The sequence below is a fragment of the Phycicoccus jejuensis genome, assembly GCF_044797865.1.
GTDB classification, from domain to species: domain Bacteria; phylum Actinomycetota; class Actinomycetes; order Actinomycetales; family Dermatophilaceae; genus Phycicoccus; species Phycicoccus jejuensis.
This window is the reverse complement of record NZ_CP085209.1, coordinates 2514809-2534202: the sequence shown is the minus strand read 5'-3', so window position 1 is coordinate 2534202 and position 19394 is coordinate 2514809. Positions and strand designations below refer to the sequence as shown.

21 protein-coding genes are annotated in these 19394 nt (G+C 73.3%); 5 read left to right on the top strand and 16 right to left on the bottom strand.

Annotated elements, in window-relative coordinates; translation table 11 throughout:
• Positions 1 to 31: 31 nt before the first annotated feature.
• The 6 genes from LG324_RS12030 to LG324_RS12005 are packed head-to-tail and all read right to left on the bottom strand — an operon-like array spanning position 32 to position 4425.
• A complete protein-coding gene (locus tag LG324_RS12030) occupies positions 32 to 916 on the bottom strand; it encodes a YegS/Rv2252/BmrU family lipid kinase (RefSeq protein WP_404348156.1) in 885 nt (294 codons plus the stop codon).
• A 5-nt stretch (positions 917 to 921) separates the two neighbouring features.
• The gene (gene tatC / locus LG324_RS12025) at positions 922 to 1734 is read right to left on the bottom strand and encodes a twin-arginine translocase subunit TatC (RefSeq protein WP_404348154.1); all 813 of its coding nucleotides are present in this window, start codon (positions 1732 to 1734) and stop codon (positions 922 to 924) included.
• Between the two features lie 21 nt (positions 1735 to 1755).
• The gene (gene tatA, locus LG324_RS12020; protein WP_030529196.1) at positions 1756 to 2061 is read right to left on the bottom strand and encodes a Sec-independent protein translocase subunit TatA; all 306 of its coding nucleotides are present in this window, start codon (positions 2059 to 2061) and stop codon (positions 1756 to 1758) included.
• A 34-nt stretch (positions 2062 to 2095) separates the two neighbouring features.
• Complete coding sequence (locus tag LG324_RS12015) at positions 2096 to 2410, bottom strand: hypothetical protein (protein ID WP_404348152.1); 315 nt, start codon at positions 2408 to 2410, stop codon at positions 2096 to 2098.
• Positions 2411 to 2413: 3 nt separating this feature from the next.
• Complete coding sequence (locus LG324_RS12010) at positions 2414 to 3412, bottom strand: helix-turn-helix transcriptional regulator (protein ID WP_404348149.1); 999 nt, start codon at positions 3410 to 3412, stop codon at positions 2414 to 2416.
• A complete protein-coding gene (locus LG324_RS12005; RefSeq protein WP_404348147.1) occupies positions 3412 to 4425 on the bottom strand; it encodes a helix-turn-helix transcriptional regulator in 1014 nt (337 codons plus the stop codon). Before LG324_RS12005 ends, LG324_RS12010 begins: the two co-directional genes overlap by 1 nt.
• Positions 4426 to 4460: 35 nt before the next feature.
• On the opposite strand from LG324_RS12005, the gene LG324_RS12000 reads away from it, so the two are divergent.
• Complete coding sequence (locus tag LG324_RS12000; protein ID WP_404348145.1) at positions 4461 to 5558, top strand: DUF3866 family protein; 1098 nt, start codon at positions 4461 to 4463, stop codon at positions 5556 to 5558.
• Here LG324_RS12000 and LG324_RS11995 read toward each other — a convergent pair.
• The 7 genes from LG324_RS11995 to dop form a co-directional block, all read right to left on the bottom strand.
• On the bottom strand, positions 5542 to 5919 hold the full coding sequence (locus LG324_RS11995; RefSeq protein ID WP_404348143.1) for an FKBP-type peptidyl-prolyl cis-trans isomerase: 378 nt from the start codon (positions 5917 to 5919) through the stop codon (positions 5542 to 5544). The genes LG324_RS12000 and LG324_RS11995 overlap by 17 nt on opposite strands.
• 38 nt (positions 5920 to 5957) lie before the next feature.
• On the bottom strand, positions 5958 to 6905 hold the full coding sequence (locus tag LG324_RS11990) for an FKBP-type peptidyl-prolyl cis-trans isomerase (RefSeq protein WP_404348141.1): 948 nt from the start codon (positions 6903 to 6905) through the stop codon (positions 5958 to 5960).
• Positions 6906 to 7025: 120 nt separating this feature from the next.
• Positions 7026 to 8405 carry a Pup--protein ligase gene (gene pafA / locus LG324_RS11985; RefSeq protein WP_404348139.1) on the bottom strand — a complete coding sequence of 460 codons (1380 nt, stop codon included), beginning with the start codon at positions 8403 to 8405 and terminating at the stop codon, positions 7026 to 7028.
• The gene (gene prcA / locus LG324_RS11980; RefSeq protein WP_404348137.1) at positions 8402 to 9217 is read right to left on the bottom strand and encodes a proteasome subunit alpha; all 816 of its coding nucleotides are present in this window, start codon (positions 9215 to 9217) and stop codon (positions 8402 to 8404) included. The genes pafA and prcA overlap by 4 nt, the downstream gene beginning before the upstream one ends.
• Positions 9214 to 10032: a proteasome subunit beta gene (gene prcB / locus LG324_RS11975; protein WP_030529205.1), complete on the bottom strand. Its 819-nt coding sequence runs from the start codon at positions 10030 to 10032 to the stop codon at positions 9214 to 9216. Before prcB ends, prcA begins: the two co-directional genes overlap by 4 nt.
• The gene (locus LG324_RS11970; protein ID WP_030529206.1) at positions 10029 to 10223 is read right to left on the bottom strand and encodes a ubiquitin-like protein Pup; all 195 of its coding nucleotides are present in this window, start codon (positions 10221 to 10223) and stop codon (positions 10029 to 10031) included. The genes prcB and LG324_RS11970 overlap by 4 nt, the downstream gene beginning before the upstream one ends.
• Positions 10224 to 10286: 63 nt before the next feature.
• Positions 10287 to 11837: a depupylase/deamidase Dop gene (gene dop / locus LG324_RS11965; RefSeq protein WP_404348133.1), complete on the bottom strand. Its 1551-nt coding sequence runs from the start codon at positions 11835 to 11837 to the stop codon at positions 10287 to 10289.
• Between the two features lie 20 nt (positions 11838 to 11857).
• On the opposite strand from dop, the gene LG324_RS11960 reads away from it, so the two are divergent.
• From LG324_RS11960 to LG324_RS11945, 4 genes are all read left to right on the top strand, one after another.
• Entirely contained in the window at positions 11858 to 12841 is a 984-nt protein-coding gene (locus LG324_RS11960) for an alpha/beta hydrolase (protein ID WP_404348131.1), read from the top strand.
• Positions 12842 to 12845: 4 nt separating this feature from the next.
• Positions 12846 to 13838, top strand: coding sequence for a ribose-phosphate pyrophosphokinase (locus LG324_RS11955; protein ID WP_030529209.1), 993 nt, complete (start codon positions 12846 to 12848; stop codon positions 13836 to 13838).
• A complete protein-coding gene (locus LG324_RS11950; RefSeq protein WP_404348128.1) occupies positions 13835 to 14185 on the top strand; it encodes a DUF3054 domain-containing protein in 351 nt (116 codons plus the stop codon). The genes LG324_RS11955 and LG324_RS11950 overlap by 4 nt, the downstream gene beginning before the upstream one ends.
• A gap of 197 nt (positions 14186 to 14382) precedes the next feature.
• Positions 14383 to 15393 carry a peptidoglycan-binding protein gene (locus LG324_RS11945; protein WP_404348126.1) on the top strand — a complete coding sequence of 337 codons (1011 nt, stop codon included), beginning with the start codon at positions 14383 to 14385 and terminating at the stop codon, positions 15391 to 15393.
• A gap of 98 nt (positions 15394 to 15491) precedes the next feature.
• Here LG324_RS11945 and arc read toward each other — a convergent pair whose 3' ends face one another.
• Genes arc through LG324_RS11930 form a run of 3 tightly spaced genes read right to left on the bottom strand, consistent with a single transcriptional unit; the run spans position 15492 to position 19354 of the window.
• Entirely contained in the window at positions 15492 to 17240 is a 1749-nt protein-coding gene (gene arc / locus LG324_RS11940; protein ID WP_404348124.1) for a proteasome ATPase, read from the bottom strand.
• 22 nt (positions 17241 to 17262) lie between these two features.
• The gene (locus tag LG324_RS11935; RefSeq protein WP_036830371.1) at positions 17263 to 18246 is read right to left on the bottom strand and encodes a tRNA (adenine-N1)-methyltransferase; all 984 of its coding nucleotides are present in this window, start codon (positions 18244 to 18246) and stop codon (positions 17263 to 17265) included.
• Between the two features lie 10 nt (positions 18247 to 18256).
• Positions 18257 to 19354 carry a site-2 protease family protein gene (locus tag LG324_RS11930; RefSeq protein WP_404348122.1) on the bottom strand — a complete coding sequence of 366 codons (1098 nt, stop codon included), beginning with the start codon at positions 19352 to 19354 and terminating at the stop codon, positions 18257 to 18259.
• Positions 19355 to 19394: the final 40 nt, after the last annotated feature.

Here is a 19394-nt window from a genome sequence, read left to right as displayed (position 1 = left end):
TCAGGGGTGCGTCACCGCAGCGCGGTGCGGGTCACGCGAGGACCGACACCGCGCCGGGCACGGCCTCGACGTCGAGCGGCAGCGGCCCGAACCGCTCGCCGTCGGCGTACCCGACGATGCCGGTGGCCTCGAGCGTGACGCGGCGGGCGCGCAGCACCTCGACCGCCGGGTGGCCGACGTGACCGCCGCTGAAGACCTTGGGGAACACGCGCAGGAACTCGGGCACCGGGAGGCGGTGCAGCACGAGGACGTCGAGCAGCCCGTCGTCGAAGCGTGCGTCGGGCGTCACCCGCATCCCGCCGCCGTAGGAGGGTCCGTTGCCGACCGCGACGAGCATCGCCTCCGTCTCGTGCCGCTCGCCGTCGAGGGTCAGCGCGTACGGGATGGGTCGGAAGACGGGCAGCTCGCGGACGATCGCGAGGTTGTAGCGCATCCGCCCCTTCGGCCAGCGCCACTGGTTGGCCCGCTCGTTGACGACGGCGTCGAAGCCGGCGGCGAGGACCCCGAGGAACCACCGCTCCTCCCCCGACGCCGTCACGTGCCGCGCGGCGTCGACGGCCCGCGTGCGCCCGGCGAGGATGCGCTCGACCGCCGCGGCCGCGTCGCGCACCGGCAGGCCGAGCTCGCGGGCGATGTCGTTGCCGGTGCCCGCGGCGACCACGCCCAGCGGGATGCCGGTGCCGGCGACGAGGTTGGCCCCGAGGTGGACCATCCCGTCACCGCCGGCGACGACGAGCGCGTCGACGCATCGTTCCGCGACGGCCGCACGCCCGTGCGCGAGGGCCCCCACCGCGTCCGCGGCGGAGAGGTCGACGACCTCGGCCCCGGCGGCCCGCAGCAGGGTCAGCGCCTCGACCCCGACGCGGGCGCCGGTGTTCTTGCCCGACGTGGGGTTGACGACGACGCCGACGCGCACGGCGCTCAGAGCGGGGAGGCCTCGGTGTCGTCGACGTCGAGCCAGTCCGGCCGGTTGGCGGCCTTGCGCTTGTCGAGGACACGGCAGACCGCCCAGGCGCCGAAGTAGAGGACGCAGAGCGGGGCGGCGAAGACGAACATCGTGAAGGGGTCGGCCGTCGGCGTGGCGACCGCGGCGAAGACGAAGATCGCGACGATGGCGAAGCGCCACCCCGCGATGAGCCGCTTGGCCGGCAGGGCACCGATCAGGTTGAGCCCGACGAGGAAGACCGGGAAGAGGAACCCGAGACCGAACACGAGGATGAACCGCGTGACGAACGAGAAGTACATCGAGGCGGCCTGGATGTTCGACGTGCCCGCCGGAGAGAGGCCGTAGAGGATCGACAGGCTCTGCGGGAGGATCGTGTAACCGAGCCAGCAGCCGAGCAGGAAGAGCGGAACCGTCGAGGCGATGAACGTCAGGCTGATCCGCTTCTCCTTGCGGGTCAGCCCCGGGACGATGAACGCCCAGAACTGGTACATCCAGATCGGGCTCGAGGCGATGACCCCGATGAAGATCGACAGGCTGATGAGGTTCGAGAAGGCTGACGTCGCTTCGGCGAAGTTGATGCTGATGTCGCTCTGCGGGTTCGCGTCGGCGTACTGCTGGAACGGCGCCTTGAGGAACTCGAAGATCGGCTCGTAGTAGATGCCGGCGACGATCGCGGCGACGAACACCGTGGCCGCGGCGATGAAGAGCCGACGACGGAACTCCTTGAAGTGCTCCGCCAGCGTCATGCGGCCCTCGGGGTCGCGAGGGCGGCGGCGCAGTCGGGCCATGGAGGGCGTGGACCCCCGGTGTCAGGCGGTCGGGCCGGACGGGTTGTCCGTCCGCGGGGCGCGCTCGTGCACGGCGTTGCCGTGAGGGTCGGGGGTGACGACGTCGTCCACCGGCCGGTTCGTGCCGAGCGACTCGCCGCGCACGGTCTCGCTGGAGGCGGCCGAGGAGGACTTGCCGTCCTTCTTCATCTCGTCGACCTCGGACTTGAAGACACGCGCCGAGCGGCCGAGGCTGCGGGCGGCGTCGGGCAGGCGCTTCCACCCGAACACGAGGATGATCAGCACCGCGATGATGATGATCTCGGGCGCACCGAAGTTCCGGAACATTACGTACTACCGCCTTCCGCGGTCGAGGTCGTCGTCAGTCTACGCGGGCCCAGGGAGGCATCCGCTCGGCGTTGCGGGTTCTCCGCGCGTCGGCCTGCCGGGCCCGCTCGCGCCGATGCCCCTCGCGGAGGCTGTGAGGATCCTGCAGGACCGCTGTGACCGGCGGCTCCGGGTCGGGCTGCCGCGAGGCCACCTGCTCCAGCTCCTCGACGAGCCGGCCCGCCCGCGCGAGCTCGGCGGTCAGCGCCCGCAGGCTGCGCCACGTCGCGCGGGCTCGCAGCCCGACGAGCACGGCGCCCCCGACGACGAGGAGCACCCAGAGCAGCACCCAGCCCCACCACGGCAGCACGGGTCAGCGCTCCCCGGCGGCGGTGCGCCGCGGGTAGCCGGCCAGGGCCGCGGCCGCGCCCTCGCGCACCTCGGCGACGACGTCGGCCGGCTCGGTGACGTAACCGCGCCCGCCGAGGCGCCGCAGCAGCCGGTGCAGCCACGCGGTGTCGGCCGTCGCGATGCGCACGACCTGCCCGCCGCCCTCGGTGGCCGGCACCTCCTCGAGCGACTCGACCGGGTAGTAGTCCGAGACCCAGGTGGCACCGGGCAGCAGGCGCAGCGTGACGACGAGGTCGTCCGGCGCCGGCCGGAAGGTGCCCTCGGAGAGGTCGCGCTCGGCGGCCTGTGGCGGTGGGGTGCCGTCGACGTCGAGGACGGTCAGCTCCTCGACCCGGTCGAGGCGGAACAGGCGGGTGTCCTCGGCGCGGTGGCACCAGCCCTCGAGGTACCAGCGGCCGTCGATGCCGACGACGCGCATCGGGTCGACGTCGCGCTCGGTGGCCTCGTCGCGCGCGGGCACGAGGTAGCGCAGGTGCACCCGGCGGCGGGTCGCGAGGGCGGTGCGGGCGCGGGCCAGCAGGTCGGCCGAGGTGCCGTCGGCGACCTCCGCGAGCACGCGGCTCGCGGGGTCGGCGGCCTCGCCGGCGGCGGCCTCGAGCTTGGCGAGGGCCCGGTCGACGGCGTCGCGCTCGTCGAGGCCCGGGACCTCGCGCAGGGCGCGCAGCCCGACGATGAGGGTGACGGCCTCGTCGACGCCGAGGCGCAGCGGCCGGGCGATCGAGTCGGCGTTGCCGACGAAGACGCGTCCGCCCTCCCAGTCGGCCTCGATGAGCTCGTCGGGCATCTGGCCGTAGCCGCAGAGGAAGAGCAGCTGCAGGTCCGCCTCGAGCTGCTCGGTCGAGACGCCGAGGTCGGCGGCTGCCTCCTCGAGGTCGATGCCCTGGCGGTTGACCAGCCACGGCACCATCGTCAGCAGGCGCGCGAGCCGCGCGGTGGCGGTCTCCTGCGGTGCGGGCGGCATCAGGACCCCCCTCCGCCGTGCGCGGCGAGGGTGCCGCGCAGGCGCTCGACGACGGCGTCCACGAGCTCCGGCGGCTGCTCGACGACGATGTCGGCGCCGTAACCGGCGACCTCCTCGGCGAAGGACCAGACGTCGCCGTAGTCGAGGTCGACGAGCGACCACTCGTCGTCGACCTCGCCGACCGTCCGGGCGCGCAGCCGCAGCGCGTGGCCCGCCCCGACCCGGACCCTCAGGACGGCGGGGCTGGGCTGCGTCGCGGACCCGGCCATGCTGTCGACCATGACCCGCGGCTCGTGGTCGGCCGGGACCTCGAAGGAGCCGGGGCGGCCTGCGCGTCGGACCGTGCCGCTGATGCGCGAGAGGCGGAAGACCCGGGGCGCCTCGCGGTCCAGGTCCCAGGCGTTGAGGTACCAGCGCCCGTGCCACGACACGAGCGACCACGGCTGCACGCGGCGCTCGGCGCCCTCGGCCGCCTCGGGCCGGCGGTAGGTGAAGGTGAGCGGCACCCGGCGCACGACGGCGTCCTTGACGGCGTCGAAGGCCGGCTCGGCGGTGCGCAGCCGCGGCTCGATGCCGATGAGCGACTCGGTGTCGCGCTCGACCCCCGCGGCCCGCAGCTTGCGCAGGGCCTGCGCCGCCGGGCCGGCGAGGGACGCCTGCGCCCAGGTGCGGCTCGCGAGGCCGAGGACGGCGAGCTCGTCGGGCTCGAAGGCGATGTCGGGCAGCGCGTAGTCGCGCTGGTGGATGCGGTAGCCCGGCTCGTCGTCGTGGAAGGCGTCGATGTCCTCGGTGACGAGCGGGATGCCCAGCTCGCGCAGCTCGTCCTTGTCGCGCTCGAACATCCGCTCGAAGGCCTCGGTGGAGGCCGACTGGCCGTACTGCGGCACGAGCCGGCGGATCTGGGCCTTCGCGAGGGGGCGGCGCGCGTACAGCAGCACGAGGACGAGGTTGAGCAGGCGCTCGGTCTTGACCTGGGCCGCGCTCGGCGCACCTCCCCCGCTCTGGCTGCTCACCCGGGAGACGCTACCCGACGGCTACGCTGCCCCGCGTGATGCACTGGCGCGCCGGGACCGTGGCCGAGGAGGTCCGGCGTGGGCCGGGCTCCGTCGAGCTGGCCGTCGACCTCGAGGGGACGGGCGAGCGGGTGCGCGCGCTGGCCTACACGGCCCTGACCGGCGCGCCCGAGCCCGGTGAGCGGGTGCTGCTCAACGCGTCGGCGCTGCTGCGCGGCCTCGGCACCGGTGGGCTGGCCTTCGTCGTCGCCCGGGGCGACGTGCTGCCGGCCGATCCCCCGGCCGGGCCGGGCCACATCGTCAAGGCGCGCTACACGCCGCTGCAGCAGATGCTCCTGGCCGTCGATGAGCAGGAGTCCCCGCACCACGACGTGCTCGCCGGGGCCGACGACCTCGGCGGGATGCCGGTCGTCGTCGCGGACCTGCACAGCGCGCTGCCCGCGGTGCTCGCCGGCATCCGGGCGGTGCGGCCGGACGCGACGGTCGCCTACGTGATGACCGACGGCGGGGCCCTCCCGGCCGCGTTCTCGCGGGCGGTGGCCGGGCTGCGCGAGGCCGGTTGGCTCGCGTCGTGCCTCACGGTCGGCCAGGCCTACGGCGGCGACCACGAGGCCGTCACGGTGCACACGGGCCTGCTCGCGGCACGGCACGTCGTCGGCGCCGACGTCGCGGTCGTGGCCCAGGGCCCGGGCAACGTCGGCACCGGCACCCGCTGGGGGTACTCGGGGGTGGCGGCCGCGGAGGCGCTGCACGCCGCCGACGTCCTCGGCGGACGGTCGGTCGCGGCGCTGCGGGTCTCGGGCGCCGACCGGCGCGACCGGCACCTCGGCATCAGCCACCACAGCCTCACCGCGTACGGGCGGGCGCTCTACGCCCCGGCCGACGTGCCGGTCACGAGCCTGCCGGACCCGGCGCTGGACGCCCGGGTGCGGGACCAGCTCGCGCGGCTCGTCGGGACGGCGCGTGCCCGGCTGACGCCGGTGGAGGTGCCCGCGGACGGGCTGGCCGAGGCCCTCGCGACGAGCCCGGTGGGCCTGTCGACGATGGGCCGCGGCCTCGCGGAGGACCCGGCGCCGTTCCTCGTGGCGGCGGCGGCCGGGTCCCACGCGGGGTCGGTCAGCGCACGTCCATGAGGTCGACGACGAAGATCAGCGACTCGCCCGGCTTGATGACGCCGCCCGCACCGCGCTCGCCGTAGGCCTTGTGCGACGGGATGGTCAGCTTGCGGCGGCCGCCGACCTTCATCCCGGCGATGCCCTCGTCCCAGCCGGCGATGACCATGCCGACGCCGAGGCGGAACTCGAGCGGCGCGCCGCGGTTCCACGAGGCGTCGAACTCCTCACCCGTGGAGTGCGTGACCCCGACGTAGTGGGCCGACACGGTGCTGCCGGGGGTGGCCTCGGCGCCGTCGCCGACGGTGATGTCCTCGACGACCAGCTCGGTCGGGGCCTCGTCGCCGGGGAAGTCGATCTCGGGCTTGGTCAGCTCGGTCACAGGGTGATGCCTCTCTGGGTGTCGGTGGGGGTGGTGGGTCAGTAGGCGGCGAGGATGTCGACCGCGAAGACGAGGGTGTCGGTGCCCTTGATCTTCTCGCCGCTGCCCTGCTCGCCGTAGCCGTCCTCCGGCGGGATGACGAGGAGCACGCGGCTGCCGACCTTCTGGCCCTCGAGGCCGGTGTCCCAGCCCTTGATGACCTGGCCCTCGCCGAGCTTGAACTCGAACCAGGGCTGCTCGGGACGGTTGGCGCTGGAGTCGAAGACCTCGCCGTTGCGGTAGAGCGCGCCGGTGTAGGCGACCCGGACGGTCTGGCCCTTCTTCACCGCGGCGCCGGTGCCCTCGACGAGCGGCTGGACGACGGTGTTCGTGGGGGCCTTGACGCCCTTGGCCGGAGTGATGGTCGCCGGCTTGCCGGCGTTCATCGTCACGGTCGGCAGGCCCTTCTTCGGCGCGACGGCGGTGCCCTGCGCCTCGTCGAGGACCTTGGTGGCGCCGACGAGGTCGAGCACGAAGATCACCGGGTCGTCCTTGGTGATGCCGAGCTGCTGGTTGCCGGTCTCGCCGTAGGCGTCGGCCGGCGTGGACGCGATGACCATCCGCGTACCGATCTTCTTGCCCGGGATCTGGCTCTTGAAGGAGGCGAAGAGGTTCTGGTCGTCGAGGTCGAGGCCGACCGTGCCGGTCTTCCACGTGCTCGTGACGACCTTGCCGTCCTTGCCGTTGACGAGGATGGCCTGGAGGGTCACGAGGTCGTCCTTGGTGACGGCCGCGCCGTCGCCCTCGGTGAGGACCTGCGACTGGGTGCGCGAGACCGCGACGGGCGCCTTGACGGTGACCTTCGGCTCCTTCTGGGCCTCGCCGGTGACCTGGACGCCGCTGATCGAGCTCGACGGGGTCGTGGCCTCCTCCTCACCGCAGCCGGTGAGCAGGAGCGCGCCGGCGAGGGCGCTGACGGACAGGACGGACGTGAGGCGACGGGGCACGAGTCTGGGACACCTTCGGGACGGGGACGCCGCGCGGAGTGGGACGCGACCGGTCTCCTCACGATAACCGCGACGGATGGGAACTCCCGCATCGCTCCCTGAGAGCCCGGTGGACGCCGGTCAGGCGGTGAGGCCCTCGATGAGCCGGTCGACGCGGGCGTCCTCGGCGAGGAACGGGTCCTTGCACAGGACCGTGCGCTGGGCCTGGTCGTTGAGCTTGAGGTGGACCCAGTCGACGGTGAAGTCGCGCCGCTGCGCCTGCGCGGCCCGGATGAAGTCACCGCGCAGCTTGGCGCGTGTCGTCTGCGGCGGGCGCACCTTGGCCTCGAAGACCTCCGGGTCGGACACGACCCGCTCGATGCGTCCGCACCGCTGGAGCAGATAGAAGAGACCGCGCGAGCGGTCGATGTCGTGGTAGGCCAGGTCGATCTGCGCCAGGCGCGGGTGGTCGAGGTCCAGGCCGTGCCGTGAGGCGTACTCGTCGATGAGCCGGTACTTGACGACCCAGTCGATCTCACGGCCGACGAGCCCGAGGTCGCCGGTCTCCACGGCGGTCAGCGTGCGGTCCCACAGCTCGAGGACGCGCTCGTGGAGCGGGTCGGCGGCGCCCTCGCGCTGCACGAACTCGGCCGCCTTCGCGTGGTACTCGCGCTGGAGATCCAAGGCCGACAGCTCGCGGCCGTTGGCCAGGCGCACGGTGCGCCGGCCGGTCATGTCGTGCGAGATCTCGCGGATCGCCCGGATCGGGTTCTCGAGCGTGAGGTCGCGCATGACGACGCCGCTCTCGATCATCCGCAGGACGAGGTCGGCGGAGCCGATCTTGAGCATGGTCGTCGGCTCGGCCATGTTGGAGTCGCCGACGATGACGTGCAGCCGCCGGTAGTGCTCGGCGTCCGCGTGCGGCTCGTCGCGGGTGTTGATGATCGGCCGGCTGCGGGTGGTCGCCGACGAGACGCCCTCCCAGATGTGGTCGGCGCGCTGGCTGAGCGCGTACGACGCGCCCTTGCTCGTCGTGACGAGCTTGCCTGCGCCGCAGGTCAGCTGGCGGCTGATGAGGAACGGCAGCAGCGTCTCGGAGAGCGCCTGGAACTCGCCGGAGCGCGTGACGAGGTAGTTCTCGTGGCATCCGTAGGAGTTGCCGGCGGAGTCGGTGTTGTTCTTGAAGACGTAGATGTCGCCGGCGACGCCGTCCTCGCGCAGGCGCTGCTGGGCGTCGGCCACGAGGCCCTCGACGATCCGCTCCCCCGCCCGGTCATGGGTGACCACCTGCCGGATGGAGTCGCACTCGGCCGTCGCGTACTCGGGGTGCGAGCCGACGTCGAGGTAGAGGCGCGAGCCGTTGGTGAGGAAGACGTTGCTCGAGCGGCCCCAGGCGACGACCTTCCGGAAGAGGTAGCGCGCCACCTCGTCCGGGGTCAGCGTGCGCTGGCCGCCGGTGGAGCAGGTGATGCCGTACTCGTTCTCGATGCCGAAGATCCGCCGGTTGCCGCGGGTGCTCACGCGTCCTCGCCGCCCTCGGAGGCCGCCTCGGGACGCTGCGTCTGCGGGTTGGTGGCCGCGCTGCGGGCCGAGTCGCCGTCGTCGCCGGCGGGCACGTCGGCGGTGGGGTCGTCGGAGCTGAGCAGCCGGGCGAGGAGGTCGCCCTGCACGCGGCGGAAGCGCCGGCGCGGCCGGTGGCGGTCGAGGACGGCCACCTCGAGCTGCTCGGGGGCCAGCGTGCGCGGCTCGCCGCCGGCCGGGTCGGCGCCGAGCAGGCGGACGGCGAGGGCGAGGGCGTCGGCGAGGTGCATCCCCGGGCGCCAGGCCTCGCGCAGGCCGGTCTCGATCTGCTCCGCTCCCCCGCCCATCGCGACGAAGCCGTGCTCGTCGGCGACCGAGCCGTCGTAGGTGAGGCGGTAGACCTGGTCGCCCTCGGGCGTGGCCCCCACCTCGGCGACGACGATCTCGACCTCGTAGGGCTTGGACTCCTGCGTGAACACCGTGCCGAGCGTCTGGGCGTAGGCGTTGGCCAGCCCGCGCGCGGTGACGTCGGAGCGGTCGTAGGAGTACCCGCGCAGGTCGGCGTAGCGCACGCCCGCGACCCGCAGGTTCTCGAACTCGTTGTACTTGCCCACCGCGGCGAAGGCGATCCGGTCGTAGATCTCGGAGACCTTGTGCAGCGCCCGGCTGGGGTTCTCGGCGACGAAGGCGATGCCGGCGTCGAACTGGAGGACGACGACCGAGCGGCCGCGAGCGATGCCCTTGCGCGCGAAGTCGGCCCGGTCCTTCATCAGCTGCTCGGGCGAGACGTAGAACGGCATCCCGGCGGTCATCGGGCCTCCTCCGAGCGCTCGGTGATGATGGCGTCGACGACCGGCGCGAGGTCCGGCTGCGGCACGAACCGCGCGCCCTCGGCGTCGACGAGCCCGACGGTCGGCCAGATGCGCCGGCCGACGTCCGGGCCGCCGGTGGCCGAGTCGTCGTCGGCGGCGTCGTAGAGCGTCTCGACGGCCACGCGCACCGCCTGTTCGGCCGTGAGGTCGCGCCGGTAGAGCTTCTTCAGCGCGCCGCGCGCGAAGAGCGAGCCGGAGCCGACGCTGTGGTGGTCCTGCTCCTCGTAGCACCCGCCGGTCACGTCGTAGGAGAAGATCCGGCCGCGCCCCTCCTCGAGGTCGTAGCCGGCGAACATCGGCACGACGGCGAGGCCCTGCATCGCCATCCCGAGGTTGCCGCGGATCATCGACGCGAGGCGGTTCGCCTTGCCCTCGAGGGACATCAGCGTGCCCTCGATCTTCTCGTAGTGCTCGAGCTCGACCTGGAAGAGCCGGACCAGCTCGATGGCCAGGCCGGCCGTGCCCGCGATGCCGACGAGGCTGAACTCGTCGGTGGCGAAGACCTTCTCCATGTCGCGGTTGGCGATGACGTTGCCCATCGTCGCGCGACGGTCACCGGCCATGACGACCCCGCCGGTGTAGGTGACGGACACGATGGTCGTCCCGTGCGGCGCCTCGAGCGCCGCGCCCGGGGGCAGCGGCCGGCGCGAGGGCAGCAGGGCCGGGGCGTGGGCGGAGAGGAAGTCGGTGAAGCTGGAGGACCCCGGGACGAGGTACGCGGAGGGCAGGCGCCCGGAGTCGGCTCCGGCGCTCACTGGCCGCCCTTCTGGACGAAGCCTCGGACGAACTCCTCCGCGTTGGACTCGAGGACGCCGTCGATCTCGTCGAGGATGTCGTCGATCTCGCTCACCTGCGCGGCGGGGGCGGCGGCTGCGGGCCCCGGGGTGTCGACGTCGTCGGGCCCGTCGTCGCGACGCTGCGGCTTGATCTGCTCCTGACCGGCCATGGTCACCCTCCTCGGGTCGTGGTCGTGTCCCCGAGCCTAGTCGCAGACCCGGGTTCGCCGACGTCAGGGCGCGTCGGCGTCCGCACCTCGGTCACCCCGCTCGTCGGCGGTGGCGAGCGCGCGCAGGAGCGAGGCCGCGTCCGGGGCGTTGCGGACGATGTCGCCGACACCGGCCTCGGTGCCCCGCAGCGGCTCGAGCATCGGCACCCGCTGGAGCATCCGCTGCCCGGCGACGTCGAAGATCACCGAGTCCCACGACGCCGCGACGACCGACTCCGGGAAGCGCCGCAGGCAGGTGCCGCGGAACCACGCGCGCGTGTCGGCCGGGGGCTCGGTGACGGCGCGGACGACCTCGGCCTCGTCGACGAGGACCTCGAGCCGCCCGCCTGCGACGAGCCGGTGCGCGAGGCCGCGCTCGGCTCGCACGTCGGACCACTGGAGGTCGACGGCCTTGAGGCGCGGGTCCCCCCAGCCGATGCCGTCGCGCTCCCGGTAGCCCTCGAGCACGGCGAGCTTGGCGACCCAGTCGACCTCGCGGCGCGCCTCCATCGGGTCGCGGCCCAGCTTGTCGAGGACGGTGCCCCACCAGTGCATGACCTCGGCGGTGTCGGCGTCCGGCTCGCCCGCGGAGCGCTCCTCCACGAAGGCGGCGGCGCGGTCGTGGTACTCCCAGAGCAGCTCGAGCGCGGTCATCTTCCGGCCGTCGAGCAGCTCGAGGCGCTGGCGCAGCGTGGGGTCGTGCGAGATCTCGTGGAGGGTCGCGACGGGGCGGCGCACACCGAGGTCGGGCACGAGCGCGTCGGCCTCGATCATCGCGAGGACCAGCGAGGTCGTCCCCATCTTCAGGAGGTTCGCGACGTCGGCGTGGTTGGCGTCGCCGATGATGACGTGGAGGCGGCGGTAGCGGTCGGCGACGGCGTGCGGCTCGTCGCGGGTGTTGATGATCGGCCGCTTGAGCGTGGTCTCGAGGCCGACCTCGACCTCGAAGAAGTCGCTGCGCTGGGCGATCTGGTAGCCCGGGGTCCGCGAGTCGACCCCGATGCCGACCCGCCCGCTGCCGCACATCACCTGGCGGGCGACGAAGAACGGCGTGAGGTGGGTGACGACCGACGCGAACGGCGTGGCGCGCGACATGAGGTAGTTCTCGTGGGTGCCGTACGAGGCGCCCTTGCCGTCGGTGTTGTTCTTGTAGAGGTTGACCCCGGGCGGGACCGTGGCCAGGCGCTCGACCGCCTCGCGCATCACGAGCTCACCGGCCCGGTCCCACGCGACCGCGGCCCGCGGGGTCGTCACCTCGGGCGAGCTGTACTCCGGGTGGGCGTGGTCGACGTAGAGCCGGGCCCCGTTGGTCAGGACGACGTTGGCGAGGGTCGGGTCCTCGACGTCGGTCAGCTGGCTCGGGTGTGCCGTGCCCCGCCCCATGTCGAAGCCGCGGGCGTCGCGCAGCGGCGCCTCGTCGGCGTAGTCCCAGCTGGCCCGGGCCGGTCGGATGCCGCGCGAGGTCGCGTACGCCGTGACGACGTCGCCCGAGGCGACCATCGGGTTGGCCTGCGGGTCCCCCGGGACGACGATCCCGTACTCGGTCTCGATCCCCATCACCCGGCGCACGGTCATGTGCCGACCATACTGAGCCCGTGCACGACTACCGCGGGATGCCCCCGCTGACCACGCTCGTCTCGCTGGTGGCCGACCTCGGACGGTCGCAGATCGCGACCGCCGACCTCGCCGCCATCCAGAAGGCGCGGGCCACGCCCCGGCCGCGCGGTGCGCTCGCCGACCGCGTCCTCGGACGGGTCGACCCGGCCGTCGGCATCACCTACGGGACGGCTCCGGCCCGCGACGAGCACGAGATCCCGCTGCGCATCTACCGGCCGCGGGCGCTGCCCGACGCGCGCGACGACGTGCCGGTCGTCATGTGGTTCCACGGCGGCGGCTGGGTCTGGGGCAACGTCGTCGACTACGACTCCCTCTGCACGCTCGTCGCGGGGCAGGTCGGGGCCGTTGTCGTCTCGGTCGACTACCGGATGGCGCCGGAGCACCGGGCGCCGCGGGCGGCCCTCGACTGCGTCGACGCGACGACGTGGGTCGCGGCCAACGGCGACGTCCTGCGCGCCGACACCTCCCGGATGGCGGTTGCCGGCGACTCGGCCGGTGGCAACCTCGCGGCCGTCGTCGCCCAGGTGCTGCGCGACCACGGGATGACGAACCTGCGCCACCAGGCCCTGCTCTACCCCGCGACGGACCTGACGATGGCCTCCCCCTCGCTCGTCACCAACGCCAACGCCCCGGTCCTCGACCGCGCGGCCGTCGACGCCTTCCGCGACCACTACCTCCCGCCCGGCGCCGACGCGAAGGACCCGCTCGTGTCGCCGCTCTGGGGCGACCTCGCCGGCCTGCCGCCGGCGCTGGTCCAGACCGCCGACCGCGACCCCATCCGCGACGACGGGTCGCGCTACGCCGCGGCGCTCGAGGAGGCCGGGGTGCCGGTGCGCCTCACCAACTACCTCGGCGTGCCGCACGGCTTCGCCACCTTCCCCGGGGCGACGCGGGTCGGGCGGATGCAGCGCGTCGAGCTCGTCACCGAGCTGTCCCGTGCGCTCTCGCGGCCGATAGCCTGACGCCATGCGCGAGATCGTCGTCTTCTCCGGTTCGGCGCACCGCGACCTCGCGCACCGCATCTGCGACGGGCTCGGGGTGCCGCTCTCGGAGTCGGTGACGGCGCGGTTCAGCAACGACTGCCTCCAGGCCCAGCTGCTCGCCAACTGCCGCCAGCGCGACGTCTACATCGTCCAGCCGCTCGTGCCGCCGACGCAGGACTCCCTCATGGAGCTCCTCCTCATGGTCGACGCCGCCCGGGGTGCCTCCGCGGCGATGGTCACCGCGGTCATCCCGCACTTCGCGTACGCCCGCTCGGACAAGAAGGACGCCTCGCGCATCTCGCTCGGCGGCCGGCTCGTCGCCGACCTCATCGCGACCGCGGGCGTCGACCGGGTCATCACGATGAACCTCCACGCCCCGCAGGTCCACGGCTTCTTCTCCGTCCCGGTCGACCACCTCACCGCGCTCGGCGAGCTGGCCAACCACTTCGTCGACCAGGACCTCGACGACACCGTCGTCGTCTCCCCCGACCTCGGCAACGCCAAGGACGCGACCCAGTTCGCCCGGCTCCTCGGGCTGCCGGTCGCGGCGGGCTCCAAGAAGCGCCTCGGCGACGACCGGGTCGTCATCGACTCGATCGTCGGCGACGTCGTCGGCAAGCGCGCGATCGTCCTCGACGACGAGATCGCGACCGGCGGCAGCATCGTCGAGCTGCTGGACCGCCTCGCCGAGCGCGGGGTGACCGAGGCCTCGGTCGCCTGCACCCACGGGCTGTTCGCCGGCCGGGCGGTCGAGCGGCTCTCCGCGCACCCGATGATCCGCGAGGTCGTGACCACCGACACCGTGCCCGCCCCGCAGGACTGGCCGGCCCTGCGCGTCCGGTCCGTCGCCGGGCTCTTCGCGGAGGCCATCAAGCGCATCCACGAGGGCGAGTCGGTCTCGAGCCTCTTCGACGGGGTCGACCCGATGCACGCCCCGCCGCGCCAGCGCTCGCTCTTCGACAAGGTGCGCGGATGAGCCGGCTCGTCCCGGCGCTGCTCGACGTCGTGCTCGTCGTCGTCTTCGCCGCCGTCGGCCGGCGCTCGCACGCCGAGGGGCTCGACCTCGCCGGCATCGCGCGCACGGCGCTGCCGTTCCTCGTCGGCACGGCGGCCGGCTGGCTGCTCGCGAGCATCGTCCTGGACTCCGGCCCGCGCAGCGTCGCGTTCGGGGCGGTCGTCGTCGTCGCGACCGTGGCGGTCGGGATGGCCCTGCGGGCCGTGGCCGCGCAGGGCGTCGCGGTCTCGTTCGTCGTCGTCGCGACGACCGTGCTGACGGTCTTCCTCGTCGGCTGGCGCCTCGTCGCCCGGCTGCTGCCCTCCTGAGGCGCCCCGGCCCGGCTTGACCGGTGCCTGCCGAACGTTGGCGCAACATTTACCCACGCGCCCTGACCTGTGGTTTCGTGCTTCCCGCGTGCGGCGCAGGCGGTGGTCCGCCGGCGCCCCGGCTGGCCCCGCTCCATGCCTTTTCGTAGCGTCGGTGGGTCCGTGCCCACCCCCACGCACCCCACGAGGAGCCCCCGATGTGCGACCAGCACGACGTCACGGTCCCCGCCCGACCCCGTCCGCTCGGTCGGCGGGCCCTCCTGCGCGGAGCGGGCGGGCTGCTCGTCGCGGGCGGCGCCGTGGCCGCCACCGCCGAGGGCGCGTTCGCGGCGACGTCGCAGAACGGCTGGCCCGCCGGCACCTCGAGCCAGGTGCCGCTGACCTCCCTCGCCGTCGGGGCCGCGACCTTCCCGGCGGGTGTGCGGACCGGTGACGTGTACACCGTCCTGCGCTACGTCGCGCAGCAGGTGAACTCGACCGTCGAGGCCCTCTACTCCCCCGGGTGCTGGGGCCACAGCTATCGCGAGATCTCCGGCAGCACGACCCTGTCCAACCACTCCAGCGGCACGGCGATCGACGTCAACGCCCCGGACCATCCCCTCGGCGCGTCCGGCACGTTCACCTCGGCGCAGGTCTCGGCGATCCGCACGATCCTCACCCGTTGCAACGGCGTCGTCCGGTGGGGCGGCGACTACTCGGGCCGCAAGGACGAGATGCACTTCGAGATCAACGTGCCGCCGGGCGACTCGCGCCTCTCGTCCCTCGCGGCGTCCCTCGGTGGCGGAGGAGGCACCCCGGACCCCGAGCCGATCAGCTGGACGACGGTGCGCAGCGGCAGCAGCGGCTTCCGCGTCACGACCGCGCAGTACCTGCTGCGGGCGCGCGGGCAGTCGCTGTCGGTCGACGGCGTCTTCGGCTCCGGCACGGACTCGGCCGTCCGGTCCTTCCAGTCCTCGCGGGGCCTCACCGCCGACGGCATCGTCGGCACCAACACGTGGACGGCGCTCGTCGTCACCGTCCGGTCCGGCTCGTCCGGGGACGCCGTGCGTGCGGTGCAGACGTGCCTGTCCGCCAAGGGCTTCGCGGCGTCGGTCGACGGCGTCTTCGGCTCGGGCACGGACTCGGCCGTGCGGTCCTTCCAGTCCTCGCGCAGCCTCGTCGTCGACGGCGTCGTCGGCTCCGACACCTGGCAGGCACTGGAGGCCTGACCGGCCCCCGACACAGGACTTCGTCCACGAGACCCCGGCTCCGAGACGGGGTCTCGTGGACATTTCGGGGTGACCCCGAAAAGGTGAGGCGGGTGGGGTCAGAGGTACTGGCCGGTGTTGGCGACCGTGCTGATGGACTTGCCGGGCTCGGTGCCCTCCTTGGTCTTGATGAGCGTGCGGATGTAGACGATCCGCTCGCCCTTCTTGCCCGAGATGCGCGCCCAGTCGTCCGGGTTCGTCGTGTTCGGCAGGTCCTCGTTCTCGCGGAACTCGTCGGTGCACGACTGGAGCAGGTGGTCGACCCGCAGGCCGCGCTGGCCGGTGTCGAGGAGGTCCTTGATGGCCATCTTCTTCGCGCGGTCGACGATGTTCTGGATCATCGCGCCGGAGTTGAAGTCCTTGAAGTAGAGGACCTCCTTGTCGCCGCCGGCGTAGGTGACCTCGAGGAAGCGGTTCTCCTCCTCCTCGGAGTACATGCGCAGGACGACCGCGTCGATCATCGCCTGGACGGTGGCGTCGTCCGACCCGCCGTTCTGCGCGACGTCGTCGGCGTGCAGCGGCAGGCCGACCGTCAGGTACTTCGCGAAGATGTCGCGGGCGGCCTCGGCGTCCGGGCGCTCGATCTTGATCTTCACGTCGAGGCGGCCGGGGCGCAGGATCGCCGGGTCGATCATGTCCTCACGGTTCGATGCGCCGATGACGATGACGTGCTCGAGGCCCTCGACGCCGTCGATCTCGGCGAGCAGCTGCGGGACGATCGTCGTCTCGACGTCGGAGGAGACACCCGAGCCGCGGGTGCGGAAGAGCGACTCCATCTCGTCGAAGAACACGACGACCGGGAAGCCCTCGTTCGACTTCTCGCGCGCCCGCTGGAAGATGAGGCGGATGTGCCGCTCGGTCTCGCCGACGTACTTGTTGAGCAGCTCGGGGCCCTTGATGTTGAGGAAGAAGGACTTGCCGGGCTCGCGCCCCTCCTTCTCGGCGACCTTGCGGGCCAGGCTCGCCGCGACCGCCTTGGCGATCATCGTCTTGCCGCAGCCGGGCGGGCCGTAGAGCAGGACGCCCTTCGGCGGCTTGAGCTGGTGCTCGGTGTAGAGGTCGGCGTGCAGGTAGGGCAGCTCCACGGCGTCGCGGATGGCCTCGATCTGCCGGCCGAGCCCGCCGATGTCGCGGTAGCCGATGTCCGGGACCTCCTCGAGGACGAGGTCGGCGACCTCCGCCTTGGGGATGCGCTCGTAGACGAACCCGGAGCGCGACTCGAGCAGCAGCGCGTCGCCGGCCCGGACCGTGACGTCGTCGAGGGAGGCCGCCATCCGGCAGACCCGCTCCTCGTCCGCCTGCGCGACGACGAGGACGCGCCCGCCCTCGAGCACCTCCTTGCACAGGACGACCTCGCCGACGGTCTCGAAGCCGTGCGCCGCGACGACGTTCATCGCCTCGTTGAGCATCACCTCGCGGCCGGGCCGCAGGTCGCCGGCGTCGATCGACGGGCTGACCGCCACGTGCATCTTGCGACCGCTCGTGAGGATGTCGGCGGTGCCGTCGTCGAAGAGCTCGAGCACCGTGCCGTACGCGGCGGGCGGCTGCGCGAGCCGGTCGACCTCCGACTTCAGGGTGACGATCTGCTCGCGGGCGTCCCGGAGGGTGCGCACGAGGCGCTCGTTCTGCGCCGAGAGGGTGGCGGCCTGCGAGCGGACCTTGGCCAGGTCGCGCTCGAGCGAGCGCAGCTGGGCCGGGCTGGCCTCGCCCGACCGGCGCATCGCCGCGAGCTCGGCCTCGAGGGACGCGCGCTCGGCCTCCAGGCGCTCGGTCGTGTCCTCGGGTCCACGGGGCTCGTCGGTGCTCATACCCGAGCCTAACCCCGGCGGATCAGGGTGAGCCGGAGGTTCCGGCCACCGAACGCCGCACCTTGCGAACCTTCTTGTCCGAGGGCACCCGCTCGCCGACGTTCTCGGGGGTCCAGTCGGCCTCGGTCGCCTCCTCGCTCGTGACGTAGCCCTTCCCGGGCCGGCGCTTGCGCAGCGGCGGGGTGGTGCCGGGGGCGAGGCGGCGGGTCGTCACGAGGAAGCCGGTGTGCCCGTGCATCCGGTGCTGGGGGCGGACGGCGAGGCCCTCCAGGTGCCAGCCGCGCACGAGGGACTCCCACGCCTGCGGCTCGGTGTACGTGCCGTGGTCGCGCATCGCCTCGGCGACCTTGGAGAGCTGGGTCGCGGTGGCGACGTAGCAGATGAGGACGCCGCCGGGCGCGAGCGCCTCGGAGACGGCGTCGAGGCACTCCCAGGGGGCCAGCATGTCCAGGACGACGCGGTCGACGGTGCCGGGCTCGACGGCCTCGGGCAGCGACTCGACGAGGTCGCCGACGGTCACCGTCCACGCGGGGTGGTCACCGCCGAAGAACTCGCGGGCGTTGCCCCGGGCGATGTCCGCGAAGTCCTCGCGCCGCTCGAAGGACAGCAGCCGCCCGTGCTCCCCCACCGCGCGCAGCAGCGACATCGAGAGCGCGCCGGACCCGACGCCCGCCTCGACGACCGTCGCGCCGGGGAAGACGTCGGCCATCATGACGATCTGGCCGGCGTCCTTGGGGTAGACGACGGCGGCGCCGCGGGGCATCGACATGACCCAGTCGGCGAGGAGCGGCCGCAGGGCGAGGTACTGGACGCCGGCGGTGTTGGTCACCGTCGAGCCGTCGGGCGCCCCGATGAGGTCGTCGTGGCTCAGGTGGCCGCGGTGGGTGTGGAACTGCTTCCCGGGGGCGAGGGTGATCGTGTGCAGCCGGCCCCGGGGGTCGGTCAGCTGGACGCGGTCGCCCTCGGCGAAGGGGCCGCGGCGGTGCTCGGCTCCGGTGGCACTCATGGCGGGGAGTCTAGGTGCGGCGTCGGGTGCGTCCGGCAGCGGCGTCGATGCCGGCGGGCACGAGCAGGCCCCACGGCGCCCCGCCCCGCGTGAGGACGACGACCTCGACCCCCGACTCGGCCATCGCCCGCAGCGGCCGGCCGAGCTCGTCGCCCGGCTCGGCCTCGAGGACGTTGGCGTCGGGCAGGCGCTCGACGAGGGCCCCGACCGGGGTCGTCGCAGGCGCGTCCAGGGGCACGCGCCGCAGCAGGAGGGTCGGGCGGCCGGTGTCGTCGGCGACGAGGACGTAGGCGGGGTGCTCGCGCGCGACGGCCAGCGGGGTCTCGGGCGGCAGGACGGTGACGGCCGCCGCGGCGTCCCCGACCCGGACGGTGTCGAAGAGCCGCTCGACCTTGGCGCGGTGCAGCCCGGCCGTCGCGCCGCTCCACAGCACCCACGCCATGACCAGGCCGATGAGCAGGTCGAACAGCTGCGGGGTGTCTCCGCGCAGCAGCGGCAGGACGAGGAACCAGACGACGATGCCGACGGCGACGAGCCGTCCGATCCACCCGGCGACGAGCAGCCCGAGGTCGCGGCGGCCGGTCACCGCCCAGACGAGCGACTGGAGGGCGGCGCCACCGTCGAGCGGCAGCCCGGGCAGGAGGTTGAACACCGCGAGGAGGGCGTTGAGCAGGCCGAAGGACCACGCGAACTGGCCGATGTCGCCGTCCTGCGACCAGCCGACCCCGAGGCCGACGGCGGCGAGCACGGCGTTGACGAAGGGCCCGGCGAGCGCGACGACGGCGGTGCGCCCCGGGGTGGCGCCGGTGGCGTCGTACGAGGTGTGCCCGCCCCAGACGGTGGCGACCACCTGGTGCACGTGGAAACCGAGGCGCCGGGCCGAGAGGGCGTGCCCGACCTCGTGCCCGAGGACGGCGACGAGGATCGACACGACGAGCCAGGCGGCGTAGGCGACGCCGTAGGTCGGCCCGTTGACCGAGCCGGCCCGGTAGCCCTGGAACGCCACGAGGACGGCGAGGATGAGCCAGGTCCGGTCGAGGTAGACGGGGACCGTCGCGACCCGGCCCAGCCGCACGGATCCCGCCGGGGCCGGGGGCGAGGTGGACATGCCGCCGACCCTACGCGAGCCGGACGGCATACTGATGTCC